At 44.7% G+C, this 14,045-nt stretch carries 14 protein-coding genes and 1 riboswitch; of the genes, 7 read left to right on the top strand and 7 right to left on the bottom strand.

Annotation, left to right across the window (positions count from 1 at the left end; translation table 11 throughout):
- Positions 1 to 154: 154 nt before the first annotated feature.
- Positions 155 to 982, bottom strand: a complete 828-nt coding sequence (locus N6H06_RS13675) for a sulfurtransferase (RefSeq protein WP_263707176.1) — start codon at positions 980 to 982, stop codon at positions 155 to 157.
- A 156-nt stretch (positions 983 to 1,138) separates the two neighbouring features.
- Between N6H06_RS13675 and N6H06_RS13670 the strand changes: the two genes are divergently transcribed.
- From N6H06_RS13670 to N6H06_RS13660, 3 genes are all read left to right on the top strand, one after another.
- Positions 1,139 to 2,479, top strand: coding sequence for an APC family permease (locus tag N6H06_RS13670; protein ID WP_062748013.1), 1,341 nt, complete (start codon positions 1,139 to 1,141; stop codon positions 2,477 to 2,479).
- 132 nt (positions 2,480 to 2,611) lie between these two features.
- Positions 2,612 to 3,214 (top strand): M15 family metallopeptidase, encoded by a 603-nt coding sequence (locus tag N6H06_RS13665; protein ID WP_062748015.1) that lies wholly within the window; start codon positions 2,612 to 2,614, stop codon positions 3,212 to 3,214.
- A 166-nt stretch (positions 3,215 to 3,380) separates the two neighbouring features.
- Positions 3,381 to 4,640: a helix-turn-helix domain-containing protein gene (locus N6H06_RS13660; RefSeq protein WP_062748017.1), complete on the top strand. Its 1,260-nt coding sequence runs from the start codon at positions 3,381 to 3,383 to the stop codon at positions 4,638 to 4,640.
- 153 nt (positions 4,641 to 4,793) lie between these two features.
- On the opposite strand, the gene N6H06_RS13655 is transcribed toward N6H06_RS13660, so the two are convergent.
- Positions 4,794 to 5,936 (bottom strand): alkaline protease, encoded by a 1,143-nt coding sequence (locus tag N6H06_RS13655; RefSeq protein ID WP_263707172.1) that lies wholly within the window; start codon positions 5,934 to 5,936, stop codon positions 4,794 to 4,796.
- 182 nt (positions 5,937 to 6,118) lie between these two features.
- Between N6H06_RS13655 and N6H06_RS13650 the strand changes: the two genes are divergently transcribed.
- The gene (locus tag N6H06_RS13650) at positions 6,119 to 6,262 is read left to right on the top strand and encodes a hypothetical protein (RefSeq protein WP_193754491.1); all 144 of its coding nucleotides are present in this window, start codon (positions 6,119 to 6,121) and stop codon (positions 6,260 to 6,262) included.
- 94 nt (positions 6,263 to 6,356) lie between these two features.
- On the opposite strand, the gene hflX is transcribed toward N6H06_RS13650, so the two are convergent.
- Complete coding sequence (gene hflX / locus N6H06_RS13645) at positions 6,357 to 7,631, bottom strand: GTPase HflX (protein WP_263707170.1); 1,275 nt, start codon at positions 7,629 to 7,631, stop codon at positions 6,357 to 6,359.
- A 279-nt stretch (positions 7,632 to 7,910) separates the two neighbouring features.
- Complete coding sequence (locus tag N6H06_RS13640) at positions 7,911 to 8,801, bottom strand: alpha/beta fold hydrolase (RefSeq protein WP_062748021.1); 891 nt, start codon at positions 8,799 to 8,801, stop codon at positions 7,911 to 7,913.
- 356 nt (positions 8,802 to 9,157) lie between these two features.
- Between N6H06_RS13640 and N6H06_RS13635 the strand changes: the two genes are divergently transcribed.
- Positions 9,158 to 9,967 (top strand): TerC family protein, encoded by an 810-nt coding sequence (locus tag N6H06_RS13635; protein WP_062748023.1) that lies wholly within the window; start codon positions 9,158 to 9,160, stop codon positions 9,965 to 9,967.
- Positions 9,968 to 10,114: 147 nt separating this feature from the next.
- Here the strand turns inward: N6H06_RS13635 and N6H06_RS13630 are convergent, their stop codons facing one another.
- Positions 10,115 to 11,140, bottom strand: a complete 1,026-nt coding sequence (locus tag N6H06_RS13630) for a PTS transporter subunit IIC (protein ID WP_263707302.1) — start codon at positions 11,138 to 11,140, stop codon at positions 10,115 to 10,117.
- A gap of 185 nt (positions 11,141 to 11,325) precedes the next feature.
- Positions 11,326 to 11,425, top strand: a riboswitch (TPP riboswitch).
- Positions 11,426 to 11,497: 72 nt separating this feature from the next.
- Between N6H06_RS13630 and tenA the strand changes: the two genes are divergently transcribed.
- Positions 11,498 to 12,172, top strand: a complete 675-nt coding sequence (gene tenA, locus N6H06_RS13625) for a thiaminase II (protein WP_263707166.1) — start codon at positions 11,498 to 11,500, stop codon at positions 12,170 to 12,172.
- Positions 12,173 to 12,211: 39 nt separating this feature from the next.
- Complete coding sequence (locus tag N6H06_RS13620; protein ID WP_263707164.1) at positions 12,212 to 12,742, top strand: DNA-3-methyladenine glycosylase I; 531 nt, start codon at positions 12,212 to 12,214, stop codon at positions 12,740 to 12,742.
- Positions 12,743 to 12,808: 66 nt separating this feature from the next.
- On the opposite strand, the gene N6H06_RS13615 is transcribed toward N6H06_RS13620, so the two are convergent.
- Positions 12,809 to 13,510, bottom strand: coding sequence for a TasA family protein (locus N6H06_RS13615; RefSeq protein ID WP_062748031.1), 702 nt, complete (start codon positions 13,508 to 13,510; stop codon positions 12,809 to 12,811).
- Positions 13,510 to 14,040 (bottom strand): signal peptidase I, encoded by a 531-nt coding sequence (locus N6H06_RS13610; RefSeq protein ID WP_062748033.1) that lies wholly within the window; start codon positions 14,038 to 14,040, stop codon positions 13,510 to 13,512. Before N6H06_RS13610 ends, N6H06_RS13615 begins: the two co-directional genes overlap by 1 nt.
- Positions 14,041 to 14,045: the final 5 nt, after the last annotated feature.

The following is a 14,045-nucleotide window of genomic DNA, read 5'->3' as shown; positions in this document are numbered from 1 at the left end:
ACTTTTTCTCATCAATCGCTTCATCTGTGGAAACGATTACTCGTTTTTCACTAGTATAGCAACTGGAACATTTTTCTGCCTAGCATCTCTCCACAAAAAAACTCGCTGACGTGGGCGTTAACAGCACCAAACCCGTCTCGCGAGTCAATTGCATTTATTGGCTTGGGTGACCTGTCTCTACTGGATAACCGCTACGCGAAGACCAATCGCTCCAACTTCCTGCATATAGTGTCACCTGTTTAAATCCTGCCCGCTTTAATGCAAGGACATTTGGACATGCGGAAATGCCTGAGCCGCAGTAGACAATCACTTCCTGATCACGAGGGAGGGCGGCAAAATGCTGTACTAGTTCCTCAGTGCTCTTCCAGTTTCCGTCCTGGCGGAGCACACCACCCCACGGATAGTTGAGTGCACCTGGAATATGCCCAGCTTTTAGGTCAAGTGGTTCCTGTTCCCCTTGATAACGTTCCCTAGAACGGGAGTCAATCAAAACAGCACTTCCTAACTTATTTTTCACTTGTTCGGCGCTAACTAGCCAGTCTTCCTTTACATGGGGCTCAAATTCCGTCTCTTGTGGGAGCTTCACCTCATCCGTCGTCGGGTAGCCACTGTTCTTCCAAGCCTGAATCCCACCGTCAAGAATAGCTGCGTTGTTGTTGCCTAGAAATTCAAGCATCCACCATGCTCGTGCTGCCGCTATTCCTCCATTTTGGTCATCGTAAATAACGACTTTGCTGTCTTTTGATATGCCTTTTCTGGCAAACATCCGCGCCATGTCCTCTGGAGTTGGCAGCGGATGGCGCCCTGCTCCTTGGATGCGTTTGTCCGCCATTTCTTCGACCATATCGATAAATAGAGCACCTGGCAAATGTTCTGCACGATAAGCCTGTTTCCCTTTCTTTTCATCAAATAAATCAAAACGAGCATCAAGGACGATGACTTCGCCAAGCCTGTCATAGAGCCATTTAGGCGTTACAATCATGTGTACTCCTCCCTTTTCTATCTATCATACCAAAGAACAATCACAAAATGAAAAATGTGAATTAAAATTGCGAAAGTGGTTCTGTCGAAATGGACTATTGCACTCTTGTTTTCTAAGCCGTACAATGAAGTGTACATTTTTTTGGGGGTGGTTCCTTTGGAGAAAGAACAGCAGCTAAAGCGTACGCTTACGCTGGTACCGCTGCTCGTCATTGGCCTTGCCTACATGGACCCGCTTGTCGTCTTTGATACTTACGGCGTGGTCGCGCAACTCACACAAGGCCATGTAGCAACATCATACTTGTTTACAATCGCAGCACTACTTTTAACCGCTTATAGTTATGGACGAATGGTCCAAGCATTTCCAAAAGCGGGCTCAGCGTATACGTATGCGCAACAAAGCATCCATCCAAATGTTGGTTTTGCCGCTGGTTGGTCTTTGCTTCTTGATTACTTGTTTTTGCCAATGGTCAATTTTGCAATTGGCATGGCTTATTTAAACGCGGCTTTTCCAGAAGTACCAGCTTTTATTTGGGTCGTTATTTTGGCAGCGGCGATTACGACCATCAATATTCTCGGCATCCAATTAACCGCAAATATAACAGGGTTATTCGTGGCGTTCCAAGTTTTAGTTGCTGCCGTATTTGTTGTTTTTATGATTCGCGGTTTGATGAATGGCTTAGGCACTGGCGAGCTATTATCGCCTGTGCCCTTTTTTAGTGAAACATTCGCATTCCAAACCGCTTTTACAGGTGCTTCCATTCTCTGTTTTTCCTTTTTAGGATTTGATGCGATCTCGACTTTGTCTGAGGAAACGAAGAATCCGAAAAAAACTGTCCCACTGGCGATTGTACTAGTTGTCTTAATCGGGGGCGCATTGTTTGTAGCCGTTTCTTACTTGCTGCAGCTTGTTTATCCCAATTATGAGGCTTTCATCTCTGCCGAAGCGGCATCATTAGAAATCGCCCAGTACGTCGGGGGCGCATTTATGCACGCCTTTTTCCTTGCTGGAACAATGGTTGCTGTGGTCTCGTCCTCCATGTCTTCCCATGCAAGTGCTTCGAGATTGCTATTCGCGATGGGACGAGACAATACATTGCCTAAGCGCTTTTTCGGCTATGTTCATCCGCGTTTTAAAACGCCGACGTTTAATATTATTCTGATTGGCATTCTTTCCTTAACCGCCATTTTTGGCGAACTGGAGATCATATACTCATTCATTAGTTTTGGAGCGCTTATTGGTTTTATTAGCGTAAACGCATCGGTCATCTTCCATTACTATATTCGCGAAAAACGCCGTTCCCTTAAAGGAACATTGGCAAACTTGCTATTGCCCGCGTTAGGAGCGGCATTTTGCATTTGGTTGCTTTACTCCATTGATAGACACGCATTAACGATTGGCTTTATCTGGACAGTGCTTGGGCTTGTTTATTTTCTTATACGTCGAAAAAACAGTCCAAATTTCACAGCAGATGCGGCCAACCGCCATAAGGAATGAACGGGGGAATTTCCACTGCCTCAAAAAGTCGTAGTCGAGTGAGCCCCATAAGGTTTATCGCCTCGCTTGCCATTCCGCCAGTCTGGTTTGTACCATAAACGAAAATAGCTAGCGTGTGGAAGGGGGCATTTTGTGCGGGCATTTTTACGATTGCTGCTGTTTTTGGTTATCTGCAGCGGCCTTGTTTTCATTGCTGGATTTGTCTCAAGAACAGGTTGGCTCAACAGTTTGTTTCAACCTTCCCATACGGCGATAAACAATACAGAAGTCGAAATCGAAGAGCTTATCCCAGCGGATGGGCTTCACCCAGTTGTAGCTGACTATACGGAAAAATTGATTGACGAGGCAGGGGCAATCGGTATCTCGATCCTCATTACAGACGGTTATCGCACTCCCGAAGAACAAGACCGCCTTTACCAAAGAGGACGCGACCAAAATGGGCGTATTGTCACCAATGCAAAAGGCGGTCAGTCTTACCACAATTTTGGCCTTGCTATTGACTTCGCCCTTTTAAACGAGGACGGCGAGCCTTTATGGGACATCGCTTATGACGGCAACGAAAACGGCAAACCGGATTGGTTTGAAGTAGCTGAATTAGCGAAAGGACTTGGTTTTGAGTGGGGAGGAGATTGGGCAAATTTCACTGATTATCCACATTTGCAAATGACATTTGGCTATTCAATCGAAGAATTACAACATGCACAAACTGAGTTTGAAAAAAGCGAGCTTCCTTAATTGAAAGGGATCTCGCTTTTTTTGAATAAACTCTTTGTTAGGCCGATTATTTTCACTCAATTTGCAGGAATTTAAATATTATTGGCGAATAAAGTATATATAAAATTAAACATTTTGCTTCTTATAAATAGGTTAACGATACTTATACAAAGTGGGTTGATGAAACGTGGAGTTAGGCAAAACAATCAAATACTACCGAATTAAGCATAATATGACACAGGCAGAACTCGCCGATGGTATTTGCTCCATTCCACACCTTAGCAAAATTGAAAACAACATCTATAAGGCCAACCATGCTACAGCTTCCCTTTTGCTTGACCGGCTTGGCGTCAATATAGAAGATGAATATGCCCAACACAACGAGATTAAGCAGTCGCTGGAAGCCTTTATTGAAGCCATACAATTTGTGGATGTACAGGAAGCAAAACGAATTCAAAAATTATTAGTCGAGAAAGAATTTATCATTGCCCGAACAGATTACATTAATACGTACCATTTATACATGATGCGCTACCACCTGATGAACGGAGCGAACCACCTGGCCCAAGAGCAGCGAGCCATCTTAGATAAAAACCGCACGAATCTGTCCGCGATCGAAGAACTATCTTACCGTCTGTTCAACGGCATCCTCCTAGTAAACCGCAACCGCTTAAAGGAAGCAAAAGAAATTTTGCTTGATTTGCAAAGTGAAGACTATTCTTCCAAATACATTTTCGTTCGTGAAGTCGCATTCGTGCTTGCACAATGTTTTACACAGCTAAATGAGCCGGAAAAAGCCATTATTTATGCAAAAGAGGCGCTTCATATTTTTAAACAAGAGGACAATTACATTCGCGCTTTTCACACGCAAATGTTACTAGGTGTTAATTATACACAAATGAATATGACAGAGGAATCTCTTCGTCTCTACAAAATCCTTTTGCGAAACACACGTCTGTTTGGCCGTGACACGCTCTATTACCAGGCAATGTACAATTACGGCGTCTTGCTCAAAAAAATGGGTAACTATGAACAAAGCCATGAATGTTTTACAAAATGCAGCGCCTACTACGACAAAGACAGCCAAAATTACGTATTCAGCCTTCTTGCAGACATAGAAGTTCTCTTCCAATTGAAAACGGACAAAAAACAAATTGAATCAAAATTAAATGAAATTATCGAGATTAGTGCGAAACGTGGTTACAAACGCTCTGAGCTTCAAGCCCGCTACTATGCGCACCGCTTAAAAGCCGACGATGCAATGTACAACTTCATTGAACAGGAACTACTCCCTCATCTCGATAAGCTTGATAATAAAGAAGAGCCAGTCCATTATGCAATTGAGCTGGCACAATGGTATCAGAAAAACGGAGAGTACGAAAAAGCAAACGAATACTTAAATAAATACGCCATGAAAGTCAAAAGACGTGAATTTTCCATTGTGTAGCGGGGAGTCCTGCGAGCGTGAAGAGCTTCAACAGCCCTTTACGCTCGATTCTTGAAACGAGCATGCAAAATGAGAGAAAGGCCTCCTGTTCTCTTTTTCCATTCATACACAAAAAAACGCTGTGCCCTTTAAGCACAGCGTTTTTATTATTAATTAGCGTGTTGCCGCTTCTGCATTGACAAGTCCGCTTCCATACAAGTTCGTGCTTCCTAAGCTGGTTGCCGTATTCTTTAAATGATTGCGGACTTGTACATTAGACCAAGATGGGTTCTTTTGTTTAACAAGGGCTGCTACACCGGCAACATGAGGAGTAGCCATCGATGTACCGTTTAAGCTGGTATACGTTGAACCTGGGTATGTGCTCTGCACGTTTACACCGGGTGCGACAATGTCAAGCCCTGCGCCATACTGTGAAAAGCTGGCGCGGTTGTTGTTTTGGTCAGTAGCTCCGACTGCCATTGCGTTCGCATAACGGGCTGGATAGCTGATTGAGCCTGCTCCTGAATTACCAGACGCCGCTACGACAAGGACGCCTCTAGAAGTAGCGCTATTAACAGCTTGCTCAAGTGTCGCACTTGGCGACGGACTTCCTAAGCTCAAATTGGCGACGTGCATGCCATTGTTTCCTGCCCATTCCAATCCTTGGGCAATCGAGCTGACTGAACCTGAACCGCTGGCACCTAATACTTTAACAGCGTATAGTTCCGCACTCGGCGCTACGCCAAGAACGCCAATCGAATTGTTTAAAGCGGCAATCGTCCCTGCCACATGCGTGCCATGCCCATTTCCATCTTGAGTGGATGGTTCCCCTGGCACAAAGCTAGCGCCACCACGAATATTTAAGTCAGGATGAGTGGAAATACCTGTATCGAGGACAGCAACTTTTACACCAGAACCTGTCAATCCACGGTTATGGGCAGCTGGCGCTTGCACGCGGCTAATTCCCCATGGCACTGATTGTGCCATTGTCGTTACTTCCGCATCCTCTTCAATATAAGAAATCGCTGGATCGAGCTCAAGCGCGTCCACATCTTCTGGGCTTAGCTCAACGGATAAAACGGGAATCGTTTCAAACTCATGAAGCAATTCAATTTCGACTTCCTCTTCCTCAGAGAGAATCGCGACATCATCATTTGCCTCTACTTGTTCGACAAACTCACTGACAGCTTCCTGCTCATTAAAGCCAATTAAATATTTTTCTTTTGCTTCCTCAGCAGCCGATGCAATTGATGAACTAAAAGCGACAGAAATGAGTAGTGCGGTGCTTGCGACAATTTTCCCCAACGGTTTCTTCATTCGGTTCCCTCCTCATTTTTATACCAACTTGTCCAAGCTGGTAGTTTAAACGTATCAAAGTTAGAAAGATTTGCCTATTGGGAAACAAATATTAACAATAAGTTAAATGAATCTTCTCACTTCAATTTTGATTAAAACGGTTTCAAGTGGGGAAAGCTACAAATAAAAGGAGGTCGATGGATGTGGAAACTGTCCACAAACCAGCCGGTACAGAACGCAAAAGACTGCGCTTAAATACGCGGCTTTCTAAACATATTCTCACTTACAGCGACTGGTACGACTCGGCGACAATTGAACGAGCGAAAGCTGATTTAAAAAACGTGTAACAGGCAGATTCGTCTTTGTCGTAAAACCACGAAACAAGTCTATCATAGTCGCCAAAAAGCCATTTGAACGAGAAACATTCAAATGGCTTTTTCATTAACGTTCTTTTGAAACACAGTAGCTCTCAACCCGCTTCAAGTCACGTTCATGCAAATCGGCGACAATATGCCAGCCGTCCTCTTCAGCACGTTGCGTGTGAACATGGGCATAGTTGTTTAAATAGGCAGCCGCCTCCCCGTCACAATAAGGAACGATGAACAGATGTTTTTCAAAATCTTGAAAAACATAGCTTGCTATTTTCTGTGCCAATAAATCAAGCCCTTGTTTAGCCTTAGCTGATATAAACAGCTCATCGCCATGCGCTTGAGGAAACTCCCCTTTCAATCGATCCATTTTGTTATAAACATAAATCATGGGGCGATCGATTTCCATCGCCTGAAGTGTTTCATTTGTCGTATTTGCCATTTCGCGATGGCGTTCATTTGAATAGTCGACGACGTGCAGCAGCAAATCTGCTTCTCGCGCTTCTTCCAGTGTTGAGCGGAATGCTTTAACGAGGTGAGTTGGCAATTTAGAAACAAACCCAACCGTATCCGCCAATAAAACAGAATGGTTTTTGTCAAGTTCCACTTTGCGCACAGACGTATCAAGAGTGGCAAACAACATATCTTTTTCAAACACACTCTTTTCCTCGGCATTGTCCAGCAGCGTATTCATCAGCGACGATTTCCCTGCATTTGTATAGCCAACTAAGGCAACGACCGGCATCGCTTGTTTTTTCCGGCGTTTGCGTTGCAATTCGCGTCGTTTGACAACGTCTTCCAGCTCTTTTTCCAACGCATGAATACGTGCTTCAATTTTACGGCGGTCGAGCTCCAACTTTGTTTCCCCGGCGCCGCGGTTGGCCAAGCCAGTGCCGCTGCCGCCTTGCCTACTTAATGAAGCGCGCATGCCGACGAGCCGTGGCAGCAAATAGTGGAGCCGCGCCATTTCTACTTGGAGTTGAGCTTCTTTCGTCTTCGCCCTTTCGCCAAAAATGTCTAAAATCAACATGGTCCGATCATAAACGGTTACTTCGAGCAATTTCTCAAGATTGCGGATTTGTGAGGGCGATAGCTCATCATTAAACACAACGAGTGTAGCCTCAAGGGATTCACACATCATGGAAAGCTCAGACGCTTTGCCAGCACCAATATACGTCGCTTGATTCGGTACAGGCAGTTTTTGCGTGAGCTGTCCGACGACTTGCAAATCAAGAGCATCGGCCAAATTGTTTAACTCTTCCATCGAATAGTGGAAATCCGTGTCTTTTTGCAACTCCACGCCAACAATAATTGTTGGTTGTGTCGTTTGTCTCAATTGTTCATGCATATAATAAGTCCTCCAGTTGTTATGTCTATTTTGATTTTATTAGGCATAACAAAATACACACGCCTAAAAAGCCTGTGTGGGCAAACGAGGGTATTTAATTTAAGGTTCGGCCTTCATTACTTAGACGCACCTTTCCCGTTTACACTGGTACACAGCTAGACAGTATTCAGTTAGCGGCCTTGGCAGTCGTCTTTGTAATGATCATGATGAAAACCTCCCTTAAGATAACACATGTATCGTACCAGACTGATTGCCAAAACGCAACGGCGCGGCACAGCTTCACACTGGCCAAAGCCGCTTTTTTTGTTTTTGTAAATGTTCAAGCATGAGATGATTCACGATTTCAGGATGCTCATGGTGGAGCCAATGGGTAGCCCCATCTACTAACACGGCATCGCCATTGCTACACCTTTTTAAACTTGCTTGCGCGAGTGCTTTTCCTAAAAACAGGTCATTCGCTCCCCAAATGATCCTTGTCGGCACAGAAACTGGCAGATCAAGCTTGCCCTTCCTGTCTAACCCTTGGAAACGGATGGCACGATACCAATTAAGCATTCCTTTCATCGCTCCTGGCTGCCGCCAAGCTGTTTTATAGTGGCGCAATTCCGCCCTTGTAAAAGCCCGCTCATTGGCTGTTTTCGTCATTCCAGCTTCCAAGTAGGCAAAATCTCTGGCGGCAAGTAGCTTCTCTGGGGCCTGCGGCGCTTGGAAAAACAGCATATATGCACTACGGAACAGCTGCAATGGGTGCTTCATTAAAGCAACACGCATATCGGCTGGATGGGGAATATTAATGGCGACAAGCTTTTTCACAAGTTCTGGCTTCGAGGCAGCTAGATGCCAAGCAACGGCCCCTCCCCAATCATGGCCGATTAAATAAGCCTGTTTCCGCCCGAACGCTTTCATAAAAGCTACACAGTCATCTCGTAGGACATCGAGCGTGTAAGCTTTGATGTCTCTAGGCTTATCGGACTGATTATAGCCACGCTGGTCTGGCACAATGACGCGGTACCCTGCTTTTGCCAATGCATTGATTTGATGGCGAAATCCGTACCAAAATTCAGGAAATCCATGTAGTAAAAGGACCAGTTCTCCGTCTTCTTGTCCAGCGGATACGATATGAAACGTGTGGCCCCCTGTTTCGACGATGTGATGTTTGTATTTTTCCAACCTGAATCACACCTTTCTCCTATACTTCATGTTTACCCAAGAGCAGGCTTATTCATGCCCTGCCCATCCTATTTTTTAAAAAGACTTGACGTTTCTATTAATCTTCACGTATACTATCGTTAATTGCATAACATTCCTTCAAAGGGGAGTAGCTGCAAGTTATTGACATAACTTGAACCAAAGTCGTCATTACGTGGAATATCCACCGGCTTTGTTGTTGGCATGATACATAAATGTCTAGCAAGACCTTTGCCTCGTTTTAAAAACCAAGGCAGAGGTCTTTTTTGTGCATTCTTTCCTCTCTTTGGTGAAAACGAGCTGGAGTGGACATTAACTAAAGAGAGGCGAGTGGAGCGATGGATGTATCATTACTTTTAGAGTACAGCTGGGTGCTTGTTGTGCTTATTGCATTGGAAGGTGTATTGGCGGCTGATAATGCGCTAGTTCTAGCGATTATGGTCAAACATTTGCCTGAGAAAGAACGTAAAAAAGCGCTTTTTTACGGTTTGGCTGGCGCGTTTGTTTTTCGGCTAGGTTCGTTGTTTATCATTTCTTTTCTGGTCGATATTTGGCAAGTTCAAGCGATTGGTGCCGCATACCTATTATTCATTGCGCTAAACCATTTATACAGAAAGCATATTGTCAAGAAAAGCGAGGAAAAGGCCGGCATTACGAAAGCCAAAAAAGGAAGCGGCTTCTGGACGACTGTGTTAAAAGTCGAAGTCGCCGACATCGCCTTTGCCGTTGATTCAATTTTAGCTGCCGTTGCCTTGGCCACCGCTTTAACGCCAACTAATCTCGGCACGGTTGGCAGTATGGACATCGGCCAATTTATTGTCGTCTTTCTTGGCGGTTTTATCGGCCTCTTAATTATGCGCTTTGCAGCTACAAAATTTGTTGCACTGCTCGAGAAACGGCCTGGCCTCGAAACGGCCGCTTTTATCATTGTCGGCTGGGTTGGCGTCAAATTGACGGTGCAAGTGCTTGCCCATGATGCCATTGCGTTGATCCCACACGAATTCCCACACTCAACAGGCTGGAAGCTCTTTTTCTACGGTGTATTAGTTCTTATTGTCATTGCTGGATGGTTCTTATCGAGCAAACCACAAGATGGCGAACAAGCAGCACAGTCAGAAAAACGAGCTGAACGGAAAATTGAAGGATAAGAAAAAGACAAAGCTCGGCTTCCACGCTGAGCTTTGTCTTTTTCTATTTCAACCACAGCCTCGACTGGCACGTGCTTTTTATTAAGTCTATGTGTTGTGTGCGGCCATGAATTCGCCTAGCCTCACGTTTTAGTACCTTCTTCTCCATTATTGCAACTTAATATGCAAATCGCCTGCTTTCGCCCAGCCAGTCCGTTTGACTAGCTCGTATAGTGCCAACGAAATGATCCCTGGCAAAATGATGCCTGTGCCTATAAAAATGAACAAACCTGTTATTCCTTGTGTGGAAAAAATCGTAATGGGCGCAATCAAAGAATTCAAGCCTAAACCGGCAAGCTCATACGAAACTTGGAACTGAAAGGCGAGTGAAGCAATCGGAGCGCAAATAATTGCTGCGGCAAACGGAGGCAAACAGAGGCGCGGGTTTTTAATTAAATTGGGAAACTGTACTTTTGGCGTGACAAGCCCTTGGGCAAGTAAGGCGCCAGCATCGTTTTGTTTCCAAGACATAAGTGTGAAACCGACAAACTGGGCTGTGCAACCAATTAATGCTGCACCACTTGAGATGGGGTCCATTTGCAAAGCAATCGCAAGCGCAGCTGATGAAGCTGGTGTCATAAGCAAAATGCTCCATGTGAGAGCGATGGCCATTGGTGCGATAATGGGCGATCCTTGTACAGACGTAGCCAGTTGCGCGCTTATCCATTCTAGCATCGGTGTCGTAACGGCTGCCATGACAAGGCCTACAAGCCCACCAACAAAGATACCGGAGAAAGGAATCGCCATCATATCCAGTTTCGTCTTTCCTGTTAGTCGTTTGCCAACATAAGTCGCTGCCACTGCTGCAATAACAGCGCTCACAGGTTGTCCTGATGCGAGAACAGGCAAACCTTCAACAAAGCGAATTGCATTGCCACCCACCGTACTGGAAGCCATAGCCGCATAAATGACGAGCGTGTTTCCTCCTAGCTGGTAAGCGATGCCAGCGCCAATCGCCGGTGCGAGAAGAATTTTTGTAATGGAGCCAATTGTGACAAACGCACTCCAACCAAAAATATTGCCGAAAGATTCAAATAAAAGCCCAATACCTAACGTAACAAGCACTGCATTGGCAACCCCTGCAGATGCTTTATACATCCGATCAATTACGTATGATTTCATGCTGTCTCCTATCCTTACAACATTTCATTTATCTGTCTATTTTTAGTCTACGAAGCATCATAACACCTTCTAGCGTGCCTTGCAAATGATTTTTTTGCCGGAGAAATACCCAATGGCAACGTACTAACAGCTATCCATTCTCGCAATCTAGTCAAAATCGCATTTGCACTTTGTCTGAAGATATGGTTCACTTTAAGAAGAACCACTAGGGGAGCCGACTGGCTGAGAAAAGCGCTGCTTTGACCCTTTGAACCTGATCTGGCTTATACCAGCGTAGGGAAGTGGAGAACGATTGCTTATCCATTTAGAGCAACTCTCCTTTCTTGCGGCAGGCATCCCTTTGTGGAAAAAAAGGAGGAGACGATTTTTATGAGTTTTACTGCCGAACTTCGCAAAACCGCCGACCCGATTTACAAAGCCATTTTTAGCCATCCGTTTGTGCAAGGTATTGGTAAAGGTTCGTTGCCTGCAGATTCCCTTATTCATTACGTTAAACAAGATTTTGAATACTTAAATACGTTTATGCAAATATACGGCATTGCTATTAGCCGGTGCGAAAACCGCGAAGATATTGCGATGTTCACTGAACAAATCGGCTTTATTTTACACAGTGAAACACATCCTCACCATAATTTTTGCGAGGTGGCAGGCGTTCGCTATGAGGATTTGCAGTATGAGCCACTTGCCCCGACTGCCCACCATTATACACGCCATATGCTTGATGTTGCCCACCGTGGTTCTCTCGCCGAAATATTGGCTGTGCTTTTGCCTTGTCCGTGGACGTACCAAGCGATCGGCGACTATTTGTACGAAACGTTCCAGCCAAAAGCAAACCATCCATTTTACGATTGGATTTCCTTTTACCGCTCGAACGGAGAAATGGGCGTAACAAAACAATTTTGTAAACGCCTCGACGAGCTTGCGGCACATGCTACGCAACAAGAAAAAGAGCGGATGCTAGACCACTTTTTAAAAAGCTGTCAACTAGAGTACAGTTTTTGGGAAATGGCTTATGTAAAAGAAAAATGGCCAGTTGCTTATTAACAGCTGCTCCGGCTTAATCGTTCAAACGAGGAGGTTCCTATGCCAAAGCGTTGTAGTTGGGTAAGTGACATCCCCCTCTACGAGCACTACCATGATAACGAATGGGGGCGGCCTACTTATGACGACCAACAACTATTTGAAATGCTCATGTTAGAGCTTATGCAGTCAGGATTAAGCTGGCTAACTATCTTAAAAAAACGAGAAGCGCTTCGAACAGCATTCGCTAGCTTTAACTGGGAGTCATTGGCCCGTTTTACAGAAGAAGATGTAGCACGCTTAAAAGAAATGAAAGCGATCATTCGTCATGAAGGAAAAATCCGTGCCGTTCTTACAAATGCGGCTGTAGCTCGTACACTTGCAAACGAGCACGGCTCCTTTGCGAATTTTATCTGGTCCTTTGCTCCAAATGAACGGGACAACCTTTCCGAACAAGCTAAATCGCTCAGCAAAGTGTTAAAATCTGCTGGTATGGCCTTTGTCGGGCCAACCACTTGCCAGTCTTTTATGGAAGCTGCTGGCTTAGTGAACAGCCATGAACAAGGCTGCTACCTTTATCAACCAGCAAAATAGCAGCTTCTAATTTAGTAGGCAACAAACAAGGTTGTCGGCAAATGCCGACAACCTCCACTGACTGGATCACTTCGCGCCTTGGTCTGTTTGCTTGGCTAGTACTTCAAGTGAAGCAGTATAAACAGCTCCTTGGTATTCATTGCCTGCATTCTCATCTAATTTAACGCCGAAATTAAGATCGATGTATTGGCCTTCATCCAGTTGCCAAAACTCGTTATCAGCTCCTTGCAAGCTGCCATCGCCAAGCACAAATTGATCTGCATTTTCGTCATAAGCTTGTTCATCAATTAAGGCAGCTACAACTTCAACGCCATTTGGCTCGGCAGTATGTGAAAAAGACTGGACTTCATTAGTAATGCCATTAAACAATTGGTCTAACTTATATTGTGCATCTTCATACACATCCCTACCTGGCGTTGTCGTATACTTAATCGCAATGTAGCCAACTTTATACGCATCGATTGGTACATTCAAGTCGACAGAGTGGTCATAGGTTGCTTGCAAATGAGTGTCGAGGGTGCCTGTATTTTCAATTGAAAGCCAATCGCCAAAGATCAGCTGTGAAGGAGCAAAACTTTCCGCTTTGACGATGTTGCCGTCAATGTCTTCGCCATGGTTAATTTCCAGCGTTCCATTTTTAATTTCCCCAGTAGCGGACGTTTCCCCTGTAAACCATGAAAACGACCCTCCTGATCCGAGAACAACAACTAACGCTCCTACAAAAGCTGTAGCGATCATGGCTAATTTCAATGATTTTACTTTCTTCATCAAGAAGCCTCCTTACGTTTTTTTTGGATGGTTTCATAGCACGACAACACCAAATACCCAGCAATCGGCACGACAATCAGCAAACCATAACCGATTGGTTGATTGATTTTTTCAGCAACTAAACCAATTTTAGGAATGGTTAACACATGGGTGCCAACAATTTGTTCTTTTACGATCGGGTTTTCATCTATAACGTTGTTGTTATCGCCTTGCGTCTTATAATACGTCTTTCCATCGCTTTCAAACTTCTCAACAATCCGGTGTGTGAACAAGCGCCGTTCAGGAGCCATAAACGTCACAACATCGCCAATGCTGGGCTCCTCATTCTTTTTCATGATGACTACATCTCCGGCGGCAAACGTTGGCTCCATGCTGTTGGACAAGATGGTATAGCTTGTCCAGCCAAACAGCTCAGGTCCTCTGCCGTCACTGCCTTTTCCTTGAAGGACAAAAAAGAGAACGAGGAAGAACAAAAACGATGCAATCCCGGTAATCGCCAATTTTCCGATTGTCCTCCACATGTTGACCATAAATA

The organism is Shouchella tritolerans, assembly GCF_025770735.1.
Classification (GTDB): Bacteria; Bacillota; Bacilli; order Bacillales; family Bacillaceae_D; genus Shouchella; species Shouchella tritolerans.
This window is presented reverse-complemented; position numbering and strand designations above follow the sequence as displayed.